This is a genomic window from Rheinheimera nanhaiensis E407-8 (assembly GCF_000296695.1).
In the GTDB taxonomy this organism is placed as follows: Bacteria; Pseudomonadota; Gammaproteobacteria; order Enterobacterales; family Alteromonadaceae; genus Alishewanella; species Alishewanella nanhaiensis.
In genome coordinates this window covers 172,248-196,725 of sequence record NZ_BAFK01000005.1, presented here as the reverse complement: position 1 = coordinate 196,725, position 24,478 = coordinate 172,248, and the positions used below count along the sequence as shown (strand labels likewise).

Here is a 24,478-nt window from a genome sequence, read left to right as displayed (position 1 = left end):
TGAGAAGCGACTTGCTTTAAGTCAACCGTTGCAGGCCTGGACGGCCGAATCGAGCCCCCAGGGATGGGTTCACGGCGTGTTGACGTAAGCAAATCGGTTCGTCAAGTTGCATCATTAATCTACTTTGGTTTTTAAACCGCGGCGGATTAACAGTGCATCTGTGGTCGGCTCCTGGCCACGGAAGGCTTTGTAAGACTCCATTGGCGGCCGCGAGTTACCGACAGACAGAATGTTTTTCCGGTAGTTCTGGCCGTTTTCCAGCTTCAGGCCGCCCTGGCTTTGCACATAGGCAAACGCATCCGCTGCCAGAATTTCACTCCACATATAGGCATAGTAACCGGCTGAGTAGCCACCGCCCATCGAGTGTGAGAAGAAGGTCGACTTATAACGCGGGGGCACAGCCGCTAAATTCACACCGTGTTTTTTCAGTGCCGCGGCTTCAAAGGCGTTGACATCCTGCAGCGGCTCGTCGGCTGACAGTGAGTGCCATTCCATATCCAGCAGCGCTGCGGAGATATATTCCAGCGTATCAAAACCCTGGTTAAAGCTGCGTGACTTCATCACCTTTTCCAGCAACTCGGCCGGGATTGGCTCGCCGGTTTTGTAGTGCTTGGCGTAGTTAGCAATCACTTCCGGGTTAGCGGCCCAGTCTTCTTCGAAGGTAGACGGGAACTCAACAAAGTCACGTGATACCGAGGTACCGGCCAGTGTCGGGTATTTCACGTCTGAGAACATGCCGTGCAGGCCGTGGCCTAATTCGTGGAACATCGTCGTTACGTGGTCATAGCTGACCAGCGTGGGCTCGCCCTCTGGTGCTTTGGGAATGTTCATCACGTTAACCACCACCGGTTTTTGCCCCAGTAAGTGTGACTGACCGACGAATGAGCTCATCCAGGCACCACCGCGTTTGCCTTCGCGGGCAAAGTAGTCGGCGTAGAAAATGGCCAGGCTGGTGCCGTCGGCGTCAAACAGCTCGTACGCGTCAACGTCCGGGTGGTAGGTTGGCAGATCCGGCCGCGCTTTAAAGGTAATACCGTACAGACGGTTCATGGTGTAGAACAGGCCATCTTTTAATACGCGGTCAAATTCGAAGTATTGTTTCACTTCGTTTTCATCCAGATCGTATTTCGCCTGGCGGACAAACTCAGCGTAGTATTCCCAGTCCCACGGCTGCAGCTCAAAGTCGCCGCCTTTTTGCTTAATCATCGCCTGAATGGCTTCGGCTTCTACTTTGGTGTTGGCGACGACCGCCGGTACCATGCTGCCTAGCATATCAAACACCGCTTGCGGTGTTTTCGCCATTTGTGCTTCCAGGCCATAGCTGGCCCAGTTGTCATAACCTAACAGCTTGGCGCGCTCGGCACGCAGCTGAGCTAAACGGGCCACCAGTGGCCGGTTATCGGTGTCGCCACTTTGCGCCCGGTTGGCTGACGCTTCCCAGATCCGCTTACGCAGCTCACGGTTACTCAGCTGCGTCAGGGCAGGCTGGCGTGTGGGGTTGGTGATACTGATCAAGTATTTACCGTCATGGCCGGCATCTTTGGCGGCATTAGCGGCAGCTGTGATCTGTGAATCAGAAAAGCCGTCCAGTTCTTCTTTGGTGTCAACTATTACGGCGATATTCTTGGTTTCGGCCAACAGGTTCTGCGAGAACTGGGTCGTCAGCTTAGAGTGTTCTTCGTTTAAGGCACGGATAGCGGTTTTTTGCTCGTCGGTCAGCTCAGCGCCAGCGCGGACAAAGCGCTCGTAATATACTTCAATTAAACGTACCGCTTCGCTGTCCAGTTGTAGCTCGTTACGCTGGTTGTACAGGCTTTTAATACGGGCAAACAGCTGTGGGTTTAAGTTAATGTTGTCAGAGTGCGCCGCCAGTTTTGGCGCCATTTCTGACTGAATTTTACGCCGTGCTTCGTTAGAGTCTGAACCGGCCAGGTTGTAGAACACGCGCGAGGTGCGGGTTAACAGCTCGCCGCTTTTTTCCAGCGCCACCAGGGTATTGTCAAAAGTAGCCGGCTCAGGGTTGTTGGCAATGGCCAGCACTTCAGTCATGTGCTGCTTCATGCCTTCTTCAAAGGCTGGCAGGAAGTGCTCGTCTTTTATTTCAGCAAAATTCGGGGCTTCGTATTGCAGCATGCTTTTAACCATTAACGGGTTGGTTGAGGTAACATCGGCCGCCGGGGCCGCTTGTTGCTGGCTTTGTGCTGTGTCAGTTTGCTGCGGTGCAGTATTATCAGAACAGGCACTGAGTGCCAGTACGGTGCCAATAGCGCTGGCAATAAGCGTTTTACGCATGGATATCTCCCTGGAAGATGTAGGACCTTTGTTGTAATTAATGCGCCTGGGCGCAGCTGCACTGCCGAGTATGCCAAAAGCTGGCACTAATACACCCGCTTTGCAGCCAGTTGCCAACAAATTAAGACAAAAACCGGCTTAGGGCAACCGTTTCGGCTGCAGTGCCGGCAGATAAGGCAGTTCGAAGTAAAAACAGCTGCCACGCAGCGCGGCCGGGTAGTAGCCCATACTGCCATGCATCTGCTGGATTAGGCTGCGGCTAATGGCCAGCCCCAGGCCGGTACCGCTGTGTAAGCGCTGATCAGAACTGTCGGCCTGGCTAAAGCGGCTAAACAGCCGGGGGACAAAATGCTCGGCCACGCCCTGGCCCTGATCGGTTACCGTAACCCGCACATTAGCGCCCACCAGGCTGACACTAACCTGCACCGTGCCGCCTTTGGGCGAGAACTTGACGGCGTTACTAAGCAGATGGCGCACCACTTGCTGCAAGTGGCCGGCATCGGCATTAACCACCAGCTGTGTTAAATCAGGCGGGCAGTCCAGCTGCAGTAACATGCCCGGCTGCAATAACTGCATTTCACTAATGCAGTCTGCCAGCAGCGGCGTTAGCGCCAGCGCCGTCAGCTCCAGCTTGATGGTGCCGCTGGCAATTTTCTCTACATCAAGTAAATCGTTAATCAGGCTGTTCAGTTGCTGGCAGTTAGTATGGGCCAGTTTCAACATTCGCTGCTGCGACTCGGTTAAATCACCCAGTGCGCCGGAGACAGCCAGCCCCAGTGCCGCCGACACCGAGGTGAGGGGCGTGCGCAGTTCATGGCTAACGGTTGAGATAAACTGTTGTTTTAATTGCTCGGTTTGCTGCCGCTCGGTTAAATTGCGCAGCACCAGTAACTGCTTACTTTGTTTTTGCAGCTGAATATGGCTGCGGTTCACGGCGATAGGAAACAGGCTGTTATCGCGTCGGCGGCCTTCGGTCTCAAATTCGCTTTTGGCATTGGAGGTGGCGCTATACAGCTCGGCCAGCTTTTCCGGCTCGGCCAGCAGCATCGACCAGTGCTGGCCAATTAAGGCGCCGGCCGTGTAATGAAACATCGGCAGGCAGGACAAATTTACCTGCTCAATCACGCCATCGGGCGTGGTGGTTATAATGGCGTCGTTAACATTATCCATAATGCTTTGCAGGTAACGTTTACTGCGCTGCTGGGCATACATGCTATGGCGTAAACGCTGGCGCGACATAAACAGCCACAGCAGCAAGCCCAGTAATAGCGCGCTGATACTGTAACTTAGCAGGCGGATCAGGCCGCTACGGTCGGGTACGGCCGCCACCGAGCGCAGCGCCATTTGCCATAGTGCGCCGCGCAGGCTAATACCCAGCAGCAGGCTGTCGTCATAAAACAGGCTGTCATCGCCATAAAATGCCGGGCTGGGTTTGCCGGCGGCGCCCAAGCTGCGAATGGCAATTTGCACTTCCTGCTCGGCAGTTTGTCGCTGCAGCAAGGCCCATACTGAACCAATATCGACCACAGTGCTGATAATGCCCCAGTAATCATCGGCGTTCAGGTACACCGGCAGCCGGTAAATAAAGGCACTGCCGCCCTGCACCAGTGCAATAGGGCCTACCAGACGCGCTTCGCGCCTGGCAATAATGGCTTCAATATCCGGCCATTGTTCGGTTAAGTCGGGGTAGTACAGGCCAATGGCTTTTTCGTTGCCGCTCAGCGGGTACACATAACGCAGGGTATTGCCAGGTGCAATGCCAATATTGCGGATATGCCGCGCCTGGTGCACCAGCTCGGGCAGCAGTAACTGCATTTCAGTGGGAGAAATATCGCCGTTATTGGCCTGCACATGCGCCGCCAGGCCAATGGTCAGATACAGCGGAATATTCAGCTCAGACTCCAGCAAGGCTCTAAGCTGGCCGGCACTGGCAATTTCATGGCGTAACAGCTGGCTGCGCTGGTGCTGCTGTTCATGTGTTACCAGGGTTTCGGTGGCCCACACCGCACCCAGCAGCAGTGCCAGCAGCAACAGCCATTGCCAAAAAGTTAATAAGGTTTTGTTACGCATCCGTTCACGCAGAGTCCAGCAGGGAAGGCCGGTAAACACAATAGCGCTAAGGTATTTGGCTTGTAAATAAGCACAATGCAACTGAGTGTTGAAAAAACGCGCAGTCAGGCAATAGACACACACCACAAGGCTGTCTATAATGCGCAGCTTCTGCATCACTGCAGATTGCGCACCCGTAGCTCAGCTGGATAGAGCGCTGCCCTCCGGAGGCAGAGGTCATAGGTTCGAATCCTATCGGGTGCGCCATATAAATCAAGGTCTTAGCTGAAAAGCGAGACCTTTTTTTATGCCTGAAAGAAAATTTTATAGCGCATTTATAGCAGTTAAGTTGCATAGCATCTAAATTTTATACTTCTCTTTTTAGACTAAATGTGTAATCTGACACTGAAATTGAGACAAAAAGGGATTTGTAATGGAGCTAATTTGCGCTGTAATTCATGAACTAGTTAAAGAGCCCGCGAGAGATGATTCGCCAGCAGTTGAGGCCCATTACATTGAGGCAGAAACTCTCTTAGATGTTACTTCCGAACCGACTTACGAGTTAGTCAAAAGCATCCAATCGCTATATGGCACTAAAGGAAATGCATCATCGAAAGGAACATTCGACACTGATGGTGCTTACACATTCCCGTCTCAGTTTTTAGATTTTGTGGATAGTATTGGTAATGACGATGCCTTTTTGACTCTCACAAATTCTGCGATGGTGAACTTAGTTGAGAAATCTGGGGATCAGAATTTCGCTACAGGAGGTTATGTCGTCTTCGCATATTACCAGCAAAGTGGGCACGGTTATGTACTCGCTGCGATGGTAAAGAAAAAAGACGGGATAAGTCTCGTAAATCTTGAACCTACAGTAATCCAAGAAGTTGATTTATCTAAAATTCATCAAGCTATTAGAATTAATATATCAGCTTTCATGGACGCAAGAGAGTCTCAAGAACTAGGTGATCCTATTAATGGAGCTTACCTAACATTCATCAGTCCAAAAAGTAATAAAAGTGCTTCAGGGTATTTTATCTCGGCATTCGGTTGTACTAACGCCATTGAATCTGCAACATCCACTAAAAATGCTATCGAAGCGGTTAAACAGTTTTTTGAGCGTGATGAGAGACTAGAACATCTCGCAAATAATGCGCATGATCGCGTTGTAGAATTGCTTGAAGATGTTTTATCAAGAGATGACAAGATATGCTCAATTGATGATATAAATCATGTTGTTAATTCTTTAATTCCAGTCGAGTTAGCAGAAGAATTTAATGATACCTTTGTGCATTTTGCGAACAACCCTCCATTTAATGTACCTGAGTCTTTTTATACTCACTCTGGTGAGCTTAGGAAAGCAAAGAAAGTACTGTTAAAAGATTCTAGCGGCAGTTGGTCTCTAAATTTTGAGAAAAGAGTTTTCGGCACTGATTCATCTGCTGACATTCAGTTTTGTCCCGATGATGGTGGTGGGTACATAACTATCAGAAATCTATCTGATAAAATTAGAACGAAAATTGAGGAAGTCCTTAGAGAGCGAGAAAACTAAGTGTCACCTCTGGCATATTCAATTAGCATATACCGATTATTAGGTTTGCCTGAAATAAAGCAAGACCATACTTTTTTAGCCAGACGTATAACTTTAACAAAGGATTTGGTTAATGCAGTATGTGGGCTTTGGAGTTGCCACTCTTCTGGTTTTTCGGCAGAGGTTGTCATTGGAACGCAAAGGTTTAATGGCAGTTCAGACTGCGCGCATGCGCTAAAACAAAAAGTTGGCGAACAAGCATCTTTAGTCAAAGTAGAGCTGTCGAGAATTAGTGACGGACAGTTCTATTTAAATATTGGCGATCTTGCCAGTAGGGCAAAAACACTAAATAAAGGAAAGCTTCCTGAGCAGTTTTTTCTTGTTGATGTTGATTATTTTTATCCGATTGATAAGCAGTATAAGAATGAGCCTCTGATTGAGAATTTAGAAAATATCTGTTTATTTATTAATAATATTAAACAAATTTGCCACTACCATGATGTCACCCCCATCGGCAGTAGTAGAGCGATACTGGTTATAAGTGACGAAGATAATAGAAGCCTGTCGCCAAAGTCTATTGAGTTGAATTTTAGTGAGGAATTACTTCAGTTAGAGCGTGCACCAGATTTAACCTTACTGAGTGAATTAACTTCATCTGACGTTTCGCCTCATAAAGAAGAAAAACTATCTACGCTACGAATTGCCATATGGGAGTTTTTAACCTTCGCAAAAGATGGTGATTCGACAATATATTACTTGGCTTTAAATTGGTCGGATATATTAGAGCGATATCGAGCTAACTATGAGATTTACATACGAGGTTTCTCTTTTAATAAGTTTTCTAATGAAGTTGGTGAATATATTCACAATGCTATAAAAAGTGCGAATGATTTAGTCAGTGATGTTGTTGTAAAAACTTTATCAGTGCCATCATTGTTCGCCCTGTGGCTTTTTGTCCTTAGAAGCCCTAATTTTGATTGGTCATTTTCTCTTGGCTTATGCATTGTTGTTCTTTTTGGTACGGTTGTCGTATCATTTCAAATAGAGAGTCAGTTGTATTTAATTGGTCAGGTTAAATTTAGAACCCTCAATTCATTGTTACGGTTTCATCGACGGTTGAGATTGTCGAATGAGCCAACGACTGAGAAAAGTGAAATTGCAGATCTAATCGACGGATTTAGTTCGGATTTTGATAAAAGACTCCGGTTAATAACTAATAGGCTGTTGTTCATGAGAGGTGCAATTTGGTTTTTCTTAATAGTCGCCGTCGTTGGAACTGTCGAGTCTGGCTGGGTTTACGGCTTTAGTTCTATGCCAGTTTATTTTGTATTGTTTATTTGGGTAACTTTAATCTTTTTAATTCTAAAACTGACTAATAAAAAAAACATAAGTACAGTTATTTACAGAACTCCAAGTGAGAGCGAAAAGCGCTTTGACTGATTACAAGCCGCCACTGGTGCAGGCGGGTGATTATGGCTTGGCCTAAGTAGCAAATGCCTTTTAGCTTAGTGGTTATAAAGCCGTCGTAATAGTCTGTACTGATTTGGCCGGTTTCAGTGTCTATCTCAATATCGTAATGCGGCCTGATGGTTTGCTCTTTGCGTTTGCAGAACACTCCGCCCATAAGCGTGACAAAGCTTTTCCAGTTGCTGCTATCTGCAGCCTGATGAATGGCTGTTAACGTGATGTCTTGCTGTTCCAGCTTGCGCAGACGGCGAAGTTCGCGCCATACCGTTACCGATACACCACCAATTTGCTGAAACTGCCGTATGCCCCAGCAGCTTGCCCAGGCTTCCACGCGTTCAGCGGCTTCAATCGGGTTTTCACCATAAGCGCCTTCATTGAGGTTTGCACCGTCGATATTCTTACAAATGTACTTTGCGACATAGCCGGTAGCTGAGCCTTTGTTTGGGTCAATAGCAACAAACTTAACGCGGTTCTCTCTGGCTCCGGCTTCGTCGCCGTCCTCCTCAAATGCATAGTGATTAATCACCGCTCTGAATGCGTTTAAATGCTCAGGTTCGACAAACAGCATTAAGTGCCAGTGTGGTGTACCGTCATGCTGCGGTTCGGCTACGCGCAGGCCATAGGTGCGTATTTCCTGCCGGTCGAGTTCGGCGCGTATCTTTGCCCAAATACCACATAAATATTGCTGGCCTTGCTGCGGCGTAAAGCCTTGCCAGTTTGGGTTACGGTCGCCACTTTTAGCATAAGCAGCGTGATACTTTGACGGACAGGTTAAGGTGATAAAATCGCCAATATGCCCCAGCTCTTTGGCTATATCTTCAAAGCCGCGCATACGGGTCATCAGTTCGTTGCGCCGGTTAATCGGGTTCGATGGATTCAGGTCGTGTATTTCGCGCAGTGAATAGCGCTGATCATGCTCGTTTACCAAGCTGATGCCTTCCATCATTTTCAGCTGGCGCGCTTTCTGAAATCTGCGGTTACTGGCGGTAATGTCACTACAGTAAATACCGGCGTGTTTATGCACCTTATTTAACTGCAGCATGCACTCTTCGGTTTTACGCATAATTACTTTACGCAGTGTTTTAAGCCACCAGCGTTTGTCTTGCATACGCTTAATGCAACCGCTTAGGGTTTTGCTTTTGTCAGGTGTCGGTGCTGTTAGCCCTAATCCGTTAACGAAGTTGGCGCATTTTTCATAGGCCAATAATTGCGCCTCATTGCGGAGCGAGGCGTTAACGGAATTTTCGGCCTCTGCGTTGTCGGTTGCGTTCGCATCAGTTCGCACTAAGGCGTTAACGGGATTTTTTTGCGGAATATTTTTAAAATTATCAGCGCTGGCGCGGAATGTAGCGTTAACGGATTTAGAAACCTGCTTTGAAGTTTTTAAAAATCCGACCTTAAAAATTTCAGAATCTGGTTGAAAGTGCGTTAAGGCCAATTTTAAAAATGTGTCTGAATTGTCGGCACTATTTTTTAAACAGCTTTTTGAAATATCCTGCCCTGTCGCCTTAACGCTGTTTCGCGGCTGGCGCGGTATGGTTAGAATTTTATCGCGGCACATATCCGCATACACTTGTGCCAAATCCCGTAATTCATCCTCACTGGCGTTAAAGTTATTGCGTAAAAATACCGGTAGCAGGGCGCTTAATGTGTCAGTGGTATGGCGTAAATCAATATTGGCTTTCACCTGATCAGGTTGTGACTTGTAGCGGTGCACCAGCAGGTTTTGAATGGCAGTGGGGAAATGCTCAATACGCTGTTGTAAAAACAGTCTGTCGTCGCGGTGCAGGCTGTTAAAGTAGTTGGCATTTTTAGCATCCATGTTCTGCATGACAAGGCTTAGCTTGCTGTACTGAAAATCAGCCATGTTGCACCTCGCTTACGGCTGCCGTTTTCGCAGTAAAGCGTGACCAGCGCATACCAAACTCAAAAAATTCGGTTTCTTTTAGCAGGCCATACTGATACAGCGTGTTAAACGCCGCCTTGATACTTTCAGGCGCTTCACTGCCAACCGTTCTGATTAGGCCAATACTGCGGCCAGCGTGGGTGCATTGCTCAATGGCATTACCGCGCTGCAACCAGCTATAAAGCTGCTGCACGTTAGGAGAGAGCTTTTCCATTAGAGCGTCCCTCCGCACTGGCTTAAATGCTCCAGTTTTTGAAGGCTATCAAGCCATTTGTCGAGGTCGTCCTTAATGTAGCGAACCGAGCGGCCAATTTTGACAAAAGGCGGGGCAGGGGTGCGGCTGGCGCGGTTGCCTTCCATGCGTGACTGACGCAGAAAAGACCGGCTCATGCCGATATACTCGGCGGTTTCGATTTCTGATAAGACTTTTTTACCCTGTGTGTTCATGTGTGATCTCCTGTGCGTTGATGAACGGGGAGATAATCTGGTACACCGAAAGGGCTGTGTTTGATTTGGTGAAAATGTGACGCTTTTTGTGATTTTTAAGTTGTATGTACCTGTTTTGCCGGATTAATATTCTGTGAATTTAACGTTTTCAACCAATTAGGTGATTTAGGGTGTTTTCATGGTGAAGTGGTTTGAGCAAGCTAACCGATACTATTCCGAGTTTTCCGGTTTGTTCGTACATGTTAGTCCTATGAACTGGCGAGTGATTGGCACTTTGATATCTTGCGTTTTATTTATTGGGTATTTCGGTTTGGTGAGCTTGAATTTGACCAGCATCCCCACTTTGACAAAACTCATTGGCCTCGTAGTAACTGAAGTGTCATTTTTAGCGTTTTACCGAGCCCTGATAAATTATAAAAACAAATCGACTGTAGAAGCCTTTAACCGCAAGCAGGGGGCGATGTTAGAAACCGTAGAACAAGTAAAAATCTCAAAGTTAAAGTCGATTCTAAAGTGTCAGCAGAATGAGTTCTTAAGCGAGGCTAAGAAGTTTGATGAGATGCTGTCTTTGTTTAGCAAGCATCCTAAGCCATTTTCATTTTCGGTTTCTTCACTAGCGGAATGGGTCTATCACAAAGACGCAAGACCAAGAATTATTACAATGTTAATTTTCCTAGCTTCAGCCGTCATTGTCCTCTCTGTCAGGGATGAAGCAAGTTTAGAAACTGTTTTCGAGTTTTATAGAGAGCCAACATGGACGGAGTTAGGTTTTTACTATCTTATTTTTGTTGCTTTCACTGGCCTGACTTTATTTGCCTTATCTTTAATGTTCAAATTTTTTGTTCAATCCCTATTGCGCTTTGAACGAGCTTATAATGGTAGGAAAAGTTTAAATTTACCTGCAGTGCAATATTTAATCAGAGACTTACTGACCTATCACAGCAACGAACCATCAAATCCAAAGCAAAATAAAAGATTTCTACACCAAAAAAGACTCAGAAAAAAATAACTCATGGAGAGCCATCAGAAAGGTTAATTAACCTTTTCTTTAATACCTTTAAGCATGTTGCTGAAATAACGAAGGCTAATACTTCTCTCTTTATTGGCTGTGCGCTTAAACTTGTCTCTCCAAATTAGTTTGCCATCAACTTCGTCAAGGAGAATGTTTTCTGTGTCAAACGTTCTGGTATCTTCTTCGAGTTTGCTTTCTGCGCAAAGTAATCTGAATATTTTTTTAGCCGAGAATGTTGGGTGGACAACTAGTATTCTGCTTACCAGTTCTTCGAAATCGTTACTAAATCGCAGAAGTTCTTCAGTGCTTTCAGATGCATTGTTTAATGCATGAATTTTAGGTGTGTCTGAGACAGAAATAACGCCAAGTCTAACCAGATCTTGGTGCTGCACACAGAGGTCTTTCAAGCTGAACTCAACACCATAAGAGGATAATACTTTTGTGGGTTTACCTACTGAATAGGTTTTATCAAATGCGGCTTTTTGTTCCTCGTTATCGCTAAGTGATTTTAAGAGATCTGCCATAATTGACCAGCCACTCGCTTGCTCAGTGGGGTAGAACTTTGCTGGAACAGAGAGCCAATCTGATTTAACCGGATTGTAGTTTAGCCAAGACTCTAAATAGTCGTTTGGGTAGGTGATAGTGAAAGGGTAATCTGCAGATTTAACGACGATATTATTTCTTTGAATCAAATTAAGGGTATTGCTCCGAGTCTTACCTTTTTTCAAAAGCTCAGATAAACGGTATTTGGGCAGTGACACCAATCCACGATAATTCGCTACAGCAAAGCCGTGAAACTTGTTATCAATATAGCCACCCAATAAATAATCAGTTGCTTGTCTGAAGAACACTGGGGTTAGTTTATTTTGCTCGACAAAATAGCGCACTGTGCCTTCAGTCACGCCAAGCGGCGCCAGCTCATCCAGCCGGTAATACTCTTTTTCTATCATCGTTATGTCCTTATAAATTAACCGATCAGGTTTACCGCTGCGGCTTTATGTTCTGGTGCTAAGTGGGCGTAACGCAAAGTCATGGCTAAATCGCTATGCCCGAGCAATTCGCGCACTGTGTTTAAATCGACGCTGGCCATTACCAGCTTGCTGGCAAAATGATGGCGCAGGTCGTGAAATCTGAAATTGGTAATGCCGGCATCGGCCAGCAGTTTGTCCCAAGCTTTGCCAATGTCGGTCATGGCTTTGCCGGTTGAACCTTTAAATACAATGCCGCTGTTGTCAGTATCCGCTTGCCAGCTTTTCAGGGTGCGAAAGGCTTCACCATTAAGTGGTATGTGTCTGGTTTTGCCGGATTTGGCATTGGCAAACTGTACCGTCAGGGTTTTAGTTTCAAAGCTGATATCGTCCCAGCGCAGGCTTAGTATTTCGCCTCGGCGCATGCCGGTATTCATTGCCAGTAAGACGATGGGTTCTAAATGATCAGCAAAGGTGTTATCGCGCAAGCTAGGCAGTAACTCATAATTGCGTTCGGTGCGGTGCTGGTTGCCGTTGTCGCGTTCTTGCTTGATGCGCTCGTCACGTTCACGCATGGCGCTGCGAAGTCGGGCTTCTTCATCTTTGGATAAATACCGCACTTTGGAATTATCTTCTGGCAGCGGCTTTAATTTGTTCAGTTCATGCTTTTCTATCACTTCCCATTCAACTGCACGGCTGAGGCAACTTTTCAGGTTGGTCACTTGGCGATTGATACTGGCGTTTTTATTGCCTTTAGCTTTGCGCTCTATACGCCATTGCTCTATCAGGTGCGGTTTTATGTCACTTAACTGGTAATCCATCAGGTGAGCAAAACTGGTTTTTAATACATCGGCGCGGGCTTTGGCGGTTTTCGGGTTTTGCGAAAATAGCCAAGGTTCAAACTTGGTTTCGATAAACTTGCTCAGGGTAGATAAGGCTTCTTTTTTCTTGGCTTGCTTTACCTGCTTTTTCACTTCCTGAACGTCAGTGCCTTTGGCTACTTCACCGGCTTTTTCCTTGGCAAGGTCTCGGGCAATAGCGGGGGTAATCTGGCCGTCTACACCAAGCTTAATATTGGCCTGTTTGCCATCATGCCGGTAGTATAGGTAATAGGTTATTTTGCCGCTGGCAGCGATCAGCGCATGAAAACCGGCAATCTCGGTATCATTAATGCGCTTGTCTTCTGGCCTCAAATTCTTGATGCTTGTCTGGCTGATTTTTGCCTTCACCGCCATAGCGATTTCCTATTTATAGCATATTTATAGCAAAATCATTGTGCGGCCACGAAACTGAATGAACACTGAAGAACAGTGGTGAATTTTATAGTTGTTTTATATCAATAAGTTATGTGTTTATCTTGGTGTTGGCTTGTGCATCAGTGTTCATGCTGGTTGCATTAAAATCACGCTCCGGAGGCAGAGGTTATAGGTTCGAATCCTATCGGGTGCGCCATAAACGTCAAAACCGCCATTTCGGCGGTTTTTGCGTTTATAGTCCCCGAAGGAGGCGAACCGTTAGGTTCGACCAAATCGTCAGGAACGATTTGGAACAGCTCCGCTGGCCCGTTAGGGCGAGGGCAGGACAGCCCGAGTAATCCTATCGGGTGCGCCACAAACAAAATAACCACCGTAGGGTGGTTTTTTTGTTTATGCACTCCGATTATTCTTTTAGTAGCTAATCTTTGTTGGCTTGAGCCGCTTTCCACGATGCAAACTCTGAAGGGCGAAGTCCATAACGTGCCAGAACGCCTTCATGTAAACGACGCAATTCTTCAACGATAAGCGCTTTTACCGCCGGGCGCTGTAACTCCGGTACCTCTAAGTCGGCTTGCTGGTCGATGATTGTAAGGGCTTCAACCTTGGGGTTAGTGACAACTTGATGGATGGTTTTTTTGATTAGGTCGCGCCATGCAAGCCTGAGCGGATCAGGTTCTGCCAGTTCTTGTCTTATCGCCAGGTATTCTTGTACTGAGCGTTCATATGCCCACACGTAGAGGTCGCGAAGCAATTCTACTCTCGTCATTTCGTATACCCCTAAGATGGCTCTGCTATAAGCTTGCTCAGGCACATCCAGGAACGTGAGTGGGCACAAGTTAGCGCGAAACAGCGGTAAATTAGCCGCCAGACGGGATGTACGTTTGTTGATGTCTGCAAATGGCTGCAGATAGGGCAGATGCACCATCATAAAAAATGATTGCTCAAACGGGTCTGTGATTTGGTTCGCTTTACTCAGCATTACTTCAAATTGCTGTTCAAGTAATTGTGGTGTCGAAATGGGACGGTATTTACTTTTACCAATATCCACGGCGTGCTGCCTGATCCGCCCTTCATCAGCAGGGTTGGGTAACAAGTTTTCAGCGAGAGCACTGTGCAAATTCATCAATGTGAATCGGTTCAGCTCGGCGGTATCAATATTCTCTACCAATAGCTCAATAGCTGTTTTGTGGTTTAGAATCATCTGTGTTTCAAGTGCTGCTTTTCCGGGGGCTGCTTTGCCATGCTCAATAAGTTCCAGAGTGTCTAGTCGTGAATAGGTGTTGCCTTCAAGGTGACTGGATGCCCACGACAGATCGATCAATAACCGGTTCAGAATAGCCCTACTGTATGTGCCGACCGGTTGTTTTTGCGCTGTTGTTTTACCGATCTGATGCAATTGCCGGCGCAATGATGCGGATAAATAGCTGTTTTTGTTCGGTTGATAAGCATCGAGGAATTCGCGTTGATAACCCACTGGGACGCGAGCCTCTGTCGGTTGGTCAATATAAGCCAGAATATCCAGACTATCAGCTGATAGCGGAACAAACGCTGGGAAACGATCTTTATCCCAGGGCTCGTTGTTACGACTCAGCACTTCTACATAATAGCGCCTTGCCCGACCATTTCCCTTTGCAGTAATGCGTCCCTCTTTGAGTAAGTCAGCAATATAGCGTTGCACTGTCCGTCTAGTCAGTGCGGGATGCTGGTTAAGCAACTCAGTAAGTGTTAAACCATTTACGGCTAACTGGATACTGCTTTGTAATTGATCCTTGCTTGTCGGCATATTGGCACAGAGACAGTTGATAATTTGGCACCAGTATGGCGCAGTTTTTTGAACTGCGCCATTTTTCATGGCGTTTTTGGCGCAGTTTTGTCTAAACTGCGCCATTTAGCCAGTAGTAATTAAAATACTTCGGATCTGATGGAAGGGCGCCATAAACCCAACCTTCACAGCTGTTTTTTATTCACAGCAAATTCCCCGCCACCTGACGCTTGCCTGCTGCGTTGTCTGTCGCCTGTGCTAGTATTTTGCCGGTACCTAAACAATAACAACGGAGTTATCCCGATGAAAAAACTGCACCTTTTGCTGGTGCTGTGCTGGCTGCCCTTTGCGGCGCTGGCGCAGGACGACAGCAGCCTCAGTGTTGAGCGGCTATGGCAGCTTGAGCGGATTGGCCAGCCGGTTACCTCAAATGATGGCCGCTTTATTGTGGCGCCGGTGACAAAATTTGATGTTAAAGCCGACAAAGGCCATACCCGGCTGTGGCTGTTTAGCGCCGATGGTAAACAGCAAACGCCGTTAACGGCGGAAGGCCTGCGTGCCAGCGAGCCGGTGTTTTCGCCCGATGGTAATACCCTGGCCTTTATTAGCCAGCGCGATAAAGACGATGCCGGCCAGATTTACCTGCTGCCTATGGATAAACCGGGCGAAGCGCAGCGCTTAACCGAGGTGCCCACCGGCGTCTATGGTATTAAATGGGTGGGCCAGCATCTGTACTTTATCAGCCGCATCTGGCCGGAGAAAAGCTGGGATGAGATGGCCTCGCATATTAAAGCCGAGAAAGACAATAAAATGTCGGCCAAACAATGGAATGCGCTGCCTTATGCATACTTTGACCACTGGATAGACGAAAACCGCCAGGCGCAGCTGTTTCGCATAGCGGCAACCGGTGGCGACGTGCAGCCGGTCACCCAGCCGCTGGGGCTGGAGCTACCGCGCGAAACGCAGGGCAGTGAGGATTACGACATTGATGCCAAAGAGCAGTATGTTGCCTTTAGCGCCAATGGCAGTAGCAACCGGGTAGACCCGAATATTGATATTTTCATCGCCCGCATCGGTAGCGATAAAGCCGATAACCTTACCAATGCCAACCCGGCGGCAGATTTTAACCCCAGCTTTAGCCCCGATGGCAAAACCCTGGCCTTTGGCAGCCAACGCATCCCCGGCTTTTATGCTGATACCGCCCGTTTGCAGCTGTATGACATGGCGGCGAAAAAACAGCGTGAGCTGACCACGAACTGGGACCGCTCAGTTAACAGCTTTGTCTGGGCGGCAGATGGTAAAGGCTTTTATGCCAGCATTGACGATGCGGCCGTGCGCCGGTTGTATTACATAGATGCCAAAAGCGGCAAGCCGCGGGCTATTAGCCAAGCCACCAGCTTTGGTAAGCCAGCGCTGGCAGCGAAAAACCAGTTGGTGGCCACCAACGACAGCTTTATGTACCCGGCGCGCCTGGTGTTGGTCGACAGCAAAAACGGCAAAACCCGCCGCTTGGATACCTTCAATGACGAGGTGTTAGCCCAAGCCAAGCTGGGCAGCTATGAGTCGGTCACCTATAAAGGGGCAGACGGTGCTGATATTCAAATGTGGGTGCATTACCCGCCGGGCTTTGATAAGAGCAAAAAATACCCGCTGTTTATGCTAATTCATGGCGGCCCGCATAACGCCATTGGCGACAGCTTTAGCTACCGCTGGAATGCGCAAACCTTTGCCTCCTGGGGTTATGTTACCGCCTGGCCAAACTTTCACGGTTCCAGCGGTTTTGGCCAGGACTTTGCCGATGCAATTAACCCCGACTGGCGCACCAAGCCGCTGGCCGATATTCAGGCCGCCACCAAATGGTTTGAACAGCAAAGCTGGATAGACACCGGCCGTATGGTGGCCGGTGGCGCCAGTTACGGCGGCTATTTAACCTCAGTGCTGCTGGGCACCGAGCACCCGTATAAAGCGCTGCTTATTCATGCGGCGGTGTATAACATGTACTCACAAATGGCGGCGGATTTTGCCGTGCATTCTACCCGTTTTGGTGGTTTCTGGCAGAACCCGGACATTTATAACAGCATTTCGCCGCATTACCATGCCGATAAGTTCAACACGCCTACGCTGGTAATTCACGGTCAGCTGGATTACCGCGTACCGGTGGGCCAGGGTTTTGAGCTGTTCCGTACCCTGCAAACGCGCGGTATCGAGTCGCGGATGATTTACTTCCCGGATGAAAACCACTGGATCTTAAAGCCGAACAACTCCATCTATTGGTATAACCAGGTTAAAGACTGGATGAGCAAATTCGCCGAGCCCGGCGCCCGCTAAGCCGTTTTAGCCCAACATAACGCCGGCCCTGCCCGGCGTTTTTTTGCGCCAGCGCAAAGCCGTCGCAATTAAGCGGTAAATCGCTTGGCAGTATTGGCATTGGCCGTTAGATTACAGCTATGTTGCGCCATTAAGGCTGGCGGTGATGAGCAAAAGCAGCAATAAAACCATGCAATTGACGTTAAAGCGGGTTGGCATAGACACCTACCGCGAAAACGTTGCCTATTTACACCGTGACTGCGACATTTACCGCGCGGAAGGCTTTCAGGCGCTGGCAAAAATTGAGGTGCAGGCCAACGGCAAGCGTATTTTAGCCAGTTTAAACGTGGTGGATGACACCAGCATCGTTGGCTGCCAACAGCTGGGGTTATCAGAAGAAGCCTTTGCCATGCTGGGCGTGGCCGATGGCAGTGCCGTTACCGTGTCGCCGGCCGAGCCGGCACGCTCTATTCCGGCGCTGCATCGCAAAATTGCCGGCGAGCGGCTAAACGCCGACGACTTTCAGCGTATCGTGCAGGACATTGCCAACCACCGCTATTCGAAAATAGAACTGACTGCTTTTGTCGTGGCCTGTAATCAGGGCGAGCTCGACCGCGAAGAGGTGTTCTTTTTAAGCGATGCCATGAGCAAAGTCGGCCGCCATCTGGACTGGCACGAACACCCGGTGGTAGACAAGCACTGCATTGGCGGCATACCCGGCAACCGTACCTCGATGCTGGTGGTGCCGATAGTGGCGGCGCACGGCATGCTGTGCCCGAAAACCTCGTCCCGCGCCATTACCTCGCCGGCCGGCACCGCCGACACTATGGAGCTGTTGGCCAATGTCGATATGCCGTTTGCGCTACTGACCGACATAGTGCACCGCCACCGTGGCTGTCTGGCCTGGGGCGGCAGCAGCGATTTATCACCGGCCGATGATGTGCTGATCTCAGTCGAGCGGCCGTTATCGATAGACTCGCCGGGGCAGATGGTGGCGTCGATTTTGTCGAAAAAGGTTGCCGCCGGCTCTACCCATTTACTGCTGGATATTCCGCTTGGCCCCACTGCTAAGGTACGCTCGATGCCCGAGGCGCAAAAGCTGCGCAAGTTATTTGAGTTTGTCGCCAAACGTATGGGCATTACCATAGATGTGGTGATCACCGACGGCCGCCAGCCAATTGGCCGCGGCATAGGCCCGGCGCTGGAGGCGCGCGATGTAATGCAGGTGCTGCAAAACCATGCGCAGGCACCGGATGATTTACGCCAAAAAGCGCTGCGTTTGGCCGGCCGCATGTTAGAGTTTGCCCCCGACGTGCGCGGCGGTGATGGCTTTGCCATCGCGCGGGATATTCTCGACTCGGGCCGGGCGCTTAGCAAAATGCAGGATATTATTGCCGCCCAGGGCAAAAAAGACTTCGATCCGGACGCGCCGCCGCTGTCTAAGCTCAGTTTTGATATTTGCGCGGCAGCAAGTGGTACCGTTATCGCTATTGATAACGTGCAGCTGGCGCGCATTGCCCGCTCGGCCGGGGCGCCGCGCGCCAAAGGCTCGGGGGTAGATTTAATGGTAAAACTGGGCGAGCAGGTTACGCAAGGCCAGCTGCTGTACAAGGTGTACGCGGCTTTTCCGACCGAGCTGGCGTTTGCCCGCCAGGCCTGTGAGCGCAGCAGCGGTTACAGCATAGGCCCGGCCGAGGCGCTGCAGCCACTGTTTGTTGAATATTAGCGTTTGTTGAATACTGACGGGAGCCCTTCGATGTCTGTAATGTTATTAGCCAGTGCCGACGAGCAAGTGGGCGCCCGGCGCCTGGCCGACGCGGCTGGCTTGCCGCTGTCACTGTATCAGCAGCACCGATTTCCCGATCAGGAGTTAAAGCTAACGCTGCCATTTAGCGCTACTGTGCCAACGCAACTGGTGCTGTACCGCAGCCTTAATGATCCGAACGAGAAACTGATCGAGCTGTTGTTAATTGCCCGCCATGCCCGGGCGCTGAGCATTAATAAAATCTGGCTGGTGGCACCTTATCTGGCCTATATGCGCCAGGATATCGCGTTTAACCCGGGCGAAATTGTCAGCCAAAAAATTATCGGCCGGTTTTTAGCCGAATTATTTGATGGCGTGCTGACTGTCGATCCGCACCTGCACCGCATTAATCACTTAAGCGAAGCCATTGTCAGCGGTGTGGCGATAGCGCTGAGCGGTGCGCCCCGTTTAGCCGAGCTTATCGCCCGAGAGTGTCAGCAGCCCCTGTTAATAGGCCCAGATGCTGAGTCTGAACAGTGGGTAGCGCTGGCTGGCGCACAAATAGGTTGTGATTATGCGGTATGCACTAAGGTGCGCAGCGGCGATAAACAGGTGCACATTCAGCTGCCTGATGTCAGCGTTGGCGGCAAAAATGTGGTGCTGATGGACGATGTCGCCAGCTCCGGCCATACTCTGGCTGAAGCGGCTAAGTTATTGCTCGGCGCTGGCGCCGCCTCGGTCGATGTCGCCGTGACCCATGCCTTATTTGCCGGTGACGCCTTAGCGCTGATAAAACACGCTGGGGTCAACCGCATCTGGAGCACCGACTGCATTGCCCACCCCAGTAATGCCATCAGCATGGCGCCGGTGCTGGCCAAAGCGCTGAAGCCATTACTATAAAATCATTGCTATAAAAAAGCCCCGCCTGAACAGACGGGGCTTGTTACCTTATTATGCCTTAAGCCAGATCAAAACGGTCGGCGTTCATCACTTTTACCCAAGCCTTAACAAAGTCCTGCACAAACTTTTGTTTGTTATCGTGCTGGGCATACACTTCGGCATACGAGCGCAGTATCGAGTTGGAGCCAAACACTAAGTCGACCCGGGTTGCCGTCCATTTAGTGTTGCCGGTGTTACGCTCGACAATGTTATACAGGTTTTTGCCGGCGGGCTGCCAGCTGTAGCGCATGTCGGTTAAGTTAACGAAAAAGTCATTCGTTAGCACACCGGGTTTATCGGTAAAGACACCGTGTTTGCTGCCGCCGTAATTGGTATCCAGCACGCGCATACCGCCAATCAGCACGGTCATCTCTGGCGCGGTTAGGCCCAGCAGCTGGGTTTTATCCAGCATCAGCTCTTCTGGCTGTACCGCATAATCCTGTTTCAGGAAGTTACGGTAGGCATCGTGCAGCGGCTCCAGGACGGCAAACGACTCGGCATCGGTTTGCTCGGCGCTGGCATCGCCGCGGCCGGGCGCAAAGGGCACGCTAATATTAACGCCTGCTGCTTTAGCGGCTTGTTCAACCGCTGCACTGCCGCCCAGCACAATTAAATCAGCCATACTGACCGGCTTACTAAAGCTGGCTTTAATGCCTTCTAACACCTTTAGCACCTTGGCTAAACGTGCTGGCTCGTTGGCTTGCCACTGGTTAAGCGGTGCTAAGCGAATGCGCGCGCCGTTGGCGCCACCGCGGTAGTCCGAGCCGCGAAAGGTACGGGCGCTGTCCCAGGCAGTGGCAATCAGCTCGCTCTGGCTTAAGCCGCTTTGCAGTAACTTATCTTTTAACGCACTGATATCGGCTGCTGTTAAGTCATAGTTGCCTTTAGGAATAGGGTCTTGCCAAATTAAGTCTTCTTTTGGCACATCTGGCCCCAAATAGCGGCTTTTCGGCCCTAAATCGCGGTGGGTTAATTTAAACCAGGCGCGGGCGAACACTTCAGAGAAATAGGTCGGATCCTGATAAAATTTCTCAGAAATTTTGCGGTACGCCGGGTCCATCTTCATCGCCATGTCGGCGTCGGTCATAATAGGCACAGTGCGCTGCGACGGATCTTCGACATCGACCGGTTTATCTTCCTCTTTAATGCTTACCGGCTGCCACTGCCAGGCGCCGGCCGGGCTTTTTTTCAGCTCCCAGTCGTGTTCCAACAGCATTTTAAAGTAACCGTTATCCCACTTAGTCGGGTGGGTGGTCCAGGCGCCTTCAATACCGCTGGTTACCGCATCACGGCCAATGCCACGGCCTTTGTGGTTGTTCCAGCCCAGGCCCTGCTCATGCACATCAGCCGCTTCCGGCTCTGGCCCCAGGTTTTCTGCTTTGCCGTTACCGTGCGCTTTACCCACAGTGTGGCCGCCGGCCGTTAGCGCCACCGTTTCTTCGTCATTCATTGCCATACGGGCAAAGGTAATGCGCACATCATGGGCGGTTTTAAGCGGGTCGGGTTTGCCGTCTACGCCTTCGGGGTTCACATAAATTAAGCCCATCATCACTGCAGCTAACGGGTTTTCTAAATCGCGCTCACCACTGTAGCGGCTGCCTTCACTGCCGCTGGGCGCCAGCCACTGTTTTTCCGAGCCCCAGTAAATGTCTTTTTCCGGATGCCAGATATCGGCACGGCCACCGGCAAAGCCAAAGGTTTTCAAGCCCATAGACTCATAGGCCATATTGCCGGCCAAAATCATTAAATCGGCCCACGACAGGCTATTGCCGTATTTTTGCTTAATCGGCCACAGCAGCCGGCGCGCTTTGTCCAGGTTGCCGTTATCCGGCCAGCTGTTTAGCGGCGCAAACCGCTGGTTACCGGTGCCGCCACCACCACGGCCATCGGCAATACGGTAAGTGCCGGCGCTGTGCCAGGCCATACGGATAAACAAGCCACCATAATGGCCCCAGTCGGCCGGCCACCAGCTTTGGCTGTCGGTCATCAGCGCTTTTAAATCTTGTTTAACGGCGGCTAAATCCAGTTTTTTAAAGGCTTGCGCGTAGTTAAAATCCTGGCCCAACGGGTTAGTTTTGCTGTCGTGCTGGTGCAGAATGTCGAGGTTCAGGCTATTTGGCCACCAGGTTTTTTCCGTTTTGGCAGCAGAGGTGTTGCCACCGTGCATTACCGGGCATTTACCGGCAGTGTTGTTGTCCATTGCGTGCTCCTTGGTCGTTGATTTAGCACAGGCGATACAGCTTGTACCTGCTTGGGTTGCATCAAACTATAGACGGCGAACTCAGGTTACGACAGCGAGTTTTAGCGGTTGGTTTAATCGGTTTTATCGATGCAGGCTGTGCTCACCAGGTTTTGACACAGCGAATTGCTGCAGGTTTAGTTGGCCGCACAGGCTACACTGCGGCATTATGAGGAGAGGACCGCAGGAGGCATTATGACAGCACCACTCACACACTACTTTGACCCGCAGCGCCTTACGTTGCACTGCGGCAGTAATCTTCCCGCTGCGCAATCGTTATTGCAGCGCTCTGGGCGCAGTGCTTTAGTCAGCCAATTAACGCCCGCACCCACACCACAGCAGTTACTCGATGCCGCCGAGCTGGCTTATCAGCAAGGTTATGAGCAGCAGGCGGCGACAGAATTTGAATTACAGGGCCTGGCTATCGCCGGTATTGGCGACCCACTGCTGCATTTAGATGTGTTAGCTGCGTTTCTACCGGCCTTTAAGGCCAAACGCCATGGCGTGCCGATAACGTTGCTAACCTATGGTTTGGTGGACGCGCAGCAGGCCCCGGCAATTTGTCAGCAGCTGCTTGAACTGGAAGTAGAGCGGTTAGAAGTGTACCTGCCAGCCAGCAACCCACCGGCTTATCAACAGGCCGTTAAGCCCACCCGGTTTGGTTTTAGCGAAGTCTGCCAGTTTATTCACACCGCCGGCGACGCTGGCCTGCAGGTAAGCTGTTTTGCCTATGCGTCGGTGGCACAACAAAGCGAACTGCGCGCACTGGCGCTCGATTTAGGCGCCAGAGCTTTTGTGATTAAACCCTTAGCGGTTAACGATTAAGCCAAATTATACGCGTGGTAGCTATGTCGACTTGTACTCATTAATGACTGCTTGCGGTAATAAACTGCCGTTAAGTTTGCCTTTTTGACTATTTAACGGTAACAAACTACTGTTATATGCTATTTAAACGGAGTTAAACTACCGTATATAGCTCTGGAGGGTGTTAATGCTGTTGCAAGTCTTTTCCCGGCGATTGGCTTTGCCCAGCTTGAAACCAAACTAAAACGGATGCAGTTGTTATGAGCCAACTTAATCAAAGCGACGTTATTGCAGATATTTGCGATAAGTTAAACCGCGCTGAAATAACGCTAGGGCAGGCTATTTACGCTATTCGTACCCGATTGTATCAGCTAACCCAGGCTGATTACGCCAGGCTGTGCAAGGTGTCAGAGAAAACCCTGCGCGAAGTTGAAAAAGGCAATACCGACCCACGTTTATCAATTATTGAACGGCTGCTGCGCCCCGGCGGTTTAGCCTTAACCACCAGGGTGTTGACCAATCGGGTGCAAACTATGTCTGAACGGGTGCAGGCTAACAAGCCTTAGTCGAAGGCGCTTTAGCAATTAAGCCGCTAGCTATTGTTTAACCAATCTTCATGCGCGTGCCTCACGCGAATAATAAAAATACTGTTGTCAGCTTCAAGTTGGTAAATAACCAGGTGTGAACCGACAGGGTGTAAACGAACAGAAGGGGTAAGTTCTTCTCGTACCGGCGCAGCTAGTGGGTTGTCAGCCAAAAACTCAAAAGTAGTGGTTAATTGCTGGTGGTAACGCTGCGCCTGCAGCAAGCCAAACTGCTCTGCACCGGCAACAAAAATAGCGATAATATCTTCTTCAGCTTTATGGCTGAGAATATAAGCCATGCGTTATTGCGCTAGTTTGGCCAGCGCTGCGGCTTCAAGTTCTGCCATAGTGCGCTTCCCCCGGCCACTAGTAATGCCTTCATCAACCAGCTGTTGTAGGTGGGCGACTTTGGCGGTCCGCTCCTGATCGCGTCGTATCAGGTCACGTACATAATCACTGGCGTTGCTGTAACGGCCAGTTTGTGCTTGTTGCTCCACCCAATGCTTCATGCCATCGGGTAGCGATACGTTCATGGTTGCCATTAGCTTGTCTCTGTTACTGCAATTAAGCTAATTGTGCTGTTATGGCAAACTTTGTCAAGTTTGCTGCTCAAATTGATATCTATCAGCTTTATGCCAAACTATGCACTACCTCGCTGGTGTGGCTTAAATTGTCATGCAGCGGGCAGCGCTGGCATACCTCGTCTAAAAACTGCGCTTTTTGCTCGTCGGTTAAATCGGCATCTATTACTGCGCTAATGCGAATTTGCGTAAAACCCACCCGGTCATCAGTCGGCTTGCCCAGCAAACCGGCCGGGTTGTAATCGCCCTCTACCTTTACCTGCATACCGCGCAGGGTAATTTTTTGCTGAAAGGCTGCAATACGGCCAATGGTGCCAATGCAACCGCCAATAGCAAGTAACAGCATTTGCAGCGGCGTCGGCCCGGTGCCCGTGCCCTTAGCCGCCACCGGCTGGTCAATTTGCACAGTGTGGCCATCAATTACGCTATTTATGGCAAAGCCCTCGGCCATATTGGCGGTTACAGAAACGGTTTTCAGGTTGCTCATTGGGTTATCCTTGTTTAATTAGTTGGTGCTAATTTACAGGGCTAAGCATAGTGCTGTTGTGCGCTGGATCAAAGATGGGATAGGAGCTATGCCGATTTATAAC

General features: G+C 49.6%; 20 protein-coding genes and 1 tRNA gene. 9 read left to right on the top strand and 12 right to left on the bottom strand.

The features are described from left to right. Nucleotides 1–114 precede the first annotated feature (114 nt). The gene (locus tag RNAN_RS06075) at nucleotides 115–2,292 is read right to left on the bottom strand and encodes a M3 family metallopeptidase (protein ID WP_008219859.1); all 2,178 of its coding nucleotides are present in this window, start codon (nucleotides 2,290–2,292) and stop codon (nucleotides 115–117) included. 138 nt (nucleotides 2,293–2,430) lie between these two features. Beyond that, complete coding sequence (locus tag RNAN_RS06070; protein ID WP_008219858.1) at nucleotides 2,431–4,518, bottom strand: ATP-binding protein; 2,088 nt, start codon at nucleotides 4,516–4,518, stop codon at nucleotides 2,431–2,433. A gap of 13 nt (nucleotides 4,519–4,531) precedes the next feature. Here RNAN_RS06070 and RNAN_RS06065 point away from each other — a divergent pair. The 3 genes from RNAN_RS06065 (at nucleotide 4,532) to RNAN_RS06055 (ending at nucleotide 7,312) form a co-directional block, all read left to right on the top strand. Then, nucleotides 4,532–4,608: transfer RNA gene (locus RNAN_RS06065), tRNA-Arg, on the top strand. Nucleotides 4,609–4,774: 166 nt separating this feature from the next. Next, nucleotides 4,775–5,893 (top strand): nucleoid-associated protein, encoded by a 1,119-nt coding sequence (locus RNAN_RS06060; protein ID WP_008219856.1) that lies wholly within the window; start codon nucleotides 4,775–4,777, stop codon nucleotides 5,891–5,893. Further along, nucleotides 5,894–7,312: a hypothetical protein gene (locus tag RNAN_RS06055; RefSeq protein ID WP_008219853.1), complete on the top strand. Its 1,419-nt coding sequence runs from the start codon at nucleotides 5,894–5,896 to the stop codon at nucleotides 7,310–7,312. Here the strand turns inward: RNAN_RS06055 and RNAN_RS06050 are convergent. From RNAN_RS06050 to RNAN_RS06040, 3 genes are read right to left on the bottom strand one after another with little or no spacing between them, the layout of a single operon-like run. After that, nucleotides 7,269–9,206 carry a replication endonuclease gene (locus RNAN_RS06050; RefSeq protein ID WP_008219851.1) on the bottom strand — a complete coding sequence of 646 codons (1,938 nt, stop codon included), beginning with the start codon at nucleotides 9,204–9,206 and terminating at the stop codon, nucleotides 7,269–7,271. The genes RNAN_RS06055 and RNAN_RS06050 overlap by 44 nt on opposite strands. Next, the gene (locus RNAN_RS06045; protein WP_008219849.1) at nucleotides 9,199–9,459 is read right to left on the bottom strand and encodes a hypothetical protein; all 261 of its coding nucleotides are present in this window, start codon (nucleotides 9,457–9,459) and stop codon (nucleotides 9,199–9,201) included. The genes RNAN_RS06050 and RNAN_RS06045 overlap by 8 nt, the downstream gene beginning before the upstream one ends. Continuing rightward, a complete protein-coding gene (locus RNAN_RS06040; RefSeq protein WP_008219847.1) occupies nucleotides 9,459–9,692 on the bottom strand; it encodes a helix-turn-helix transcriptional regulator in 234 nt (77 codons plus the stop codon). Before RNAN_RS06040 ends, RNAN_RS06045 begins: the two co-directional genes overlap by 1 nt. A gap of 178 nt (nucleotides 9,693–9,870) precedes the next feature. Here RNAN_RS06040 and RNAN_RS06035 point away from each other — a divergent pair, with 178 nt between their 5' ends. After that, nucleotides 9,871–10,701, top strand: a complete 831-nt coding sequence (locus tag RNAN_RS06035; RefSeq protein WP_008219846.1) for a hypothetical protein — start codon at nucleotides 9,871–9,873, stop codon at nucleotides 10,699–10,701. Nucleotides 10,702–10,724: 23 nt separating this feature from the next. On the opposite strand, the gene RNAN_RS06030 is transcribed toward RNAN_RS06035, so the two are convergent. From RNAN_RS06030 to RNAN_RS06020, 3 genes are all read right to left on the bottom strand, one after another. Next, nucleotides 10,725–11,654, bottom strand: coding sequence for a hypothetical protein (locus tag RNAN_RS06030; protein WP_008219844.1), 930 nt, complete (start codon nucleotides 11,652–11,654; stop codon nucleotides 10,725–10,727). Between the two features lie 17 nt (nucleotides 11,655–11,671). Continuing rightward, nucleotides 11,672–12,907 (bottom strand): site-specific integrase, encoded by a 1,236-nt coding sequence (locus RNAN_RS06025; RefSeq protein WP_008219843.1) that lies wholly within the window; start codon nucleotides 12,905–12,907, stop codon nucleotides 11,672–11,674. A gap of 439 nt (nucleotides 12,908–13,346) precedes the next feature. Continuing rightward, complete coding sequence (locus tag RNAN_RS06020) at nucleotides 13,347–14,816, bottom strand: Fic family protein (RefSeq protein WP_008219842.1); 1,470 nt, start codon at nucleotides 14,814–14,816, stop codon at nucleotides 13,347–13,349. Nucleotides 14,817–14,993: 177 nt separating this feature from the next. Here RNAN_RS06020 and RNAN_RS06015 point away from each other — a divergent pair, with 177 nt between their 5' ends. From RNAN_RS06015 to RNAN_RS06005, 3 genes are all read left to right on the top strand, one after another. Beyond that, on the top strand, nucleotides 14,994–17,018 hold the full coding sequence (locus RNAN_RS06015) for a S9 family peptidase (protein WP_008219840.1): 2,025 nt from the start codon (nucleotides 14,994–14,996) through the stop codon (nucleotides 17,016–17,018). 145 nt (nucleotides 17,019–17,163) lie between these two features. Then, nucleotides 17,164–18,723 (top strand): thymidine phosphorylase family protein, encoded by a 1,560-nt coding sequence (locus RNAN_RS06010; protein ID WP_008219837.1) that lies wholly within the window; start codon nucleotides 17,164–17,166, stop codon nucleotides 18,721–18,723. Nucleotides 18,724–18,753: 30 nt separating this feature from the next. Beyond that, nucleotides 18,754–19,641, top strand: coding sequence for a ribose-phosphate diphosphokinase (locus RNAN_RS06005; protein ID WP_008219835.1), 888 nt, complete (start codon nucleotides 18,754–18,756; stop codon nucleotides 19,639–19,641). Between the two features lie 58 nt (nucleotides 19,642–19,699). Here RNAN_RS06005 and katG read toward each other — a convergent pair whose 3' ends face one another. Continuing rightward, on the bottom strand, nucleotides 19,700–21,880 hold the full coding sequence (gene katG / locus RNAN_RS06000; RefSeq protein WP_008219833.1) for a catalase/peroxidase HPI: 2,181 nt from the start codon (nucleotides 21,878–21,880) through the stop codon (nucleotides 19,700–19,702). A 234-nt stretch (nucleotides 21,881–22,114) separates the two neighbouring features. Here katG and RNAN_RS05995 point away from each other — a divergent pair, with 234 nt between their 5' ends. Together RNAN_RS05995 and RNAN_RS05990 are read left to right on the top strand one after the other, a co-directional pair. After that, complete coding sequence (locus RNAN_RS05995) at nucleotides 22,115–22,744, top strand: hypothetical protein (protein WP_008219829.1); 630 nt, start codon at nucleotides 22,115–22,117, stop codon at nucleotides 22,742–22,744. A 239-nt stretch (nucleotides 22,745–22,983) separates the two neighbouring features. Beyond that, entirely contained in the window at nucleotides 22,984–23,289 is a 306-nt protein-coding gene (locus RNAN_RS05990; protein WP_008219828.1) for a helix-turn-helix domain-containing protein, read from the top strand. Between the two features lie 26 nt (nucleotides 23,290–23,315). On the opposite strand, the gene RNAN_RS05985 is transcribed toward RNAN_RS05990, so the two are convergent. From RNAN_RS05985 to RNAN_RS05975, 3 genes are all read right to left on the bottom strand, one after another. Beyond that, entirely contained in the window at nucleotides 23,316–23,606 is a 291-nt protein-coding gene (locus RNAN_RS05985) for a type II toxin-antitoxin system RelE/ParE family toxin (RefSeq protein ID WP_008219826.1), read from the bottom strand. Between the two features lie 3 nt (nucleotides 23,607–23,609). Next, nucleotides 23,610–23,849: a type II toxin-antitoxin system ParD family antitoxin gene (locus RNAN_RS05980; protein ID WP_040551804.1), complete on the bottom strand. Its 240-nt coding sequence runs from the start codon at nucleotides 23,847–23,849 to the stop codon at nucleotides 23,610–23,612. An 88-nt stretch (nucleotides 23,850–23,937) separates the two neighbouring features. Then, on the bottom strand, nucleotides 23,938–24,375 hold the full coding sequence (locus RNAN_RS05975; protein ID WP_008219824.1) for an OsmC family protein: 438 nt from the start codon (nucleotides 24,373–24,375) through the stop codon (nucleotides 23,938–23,940). Nucleotides 24,376–24,478 lie beyond the last annotated feature (103 nt).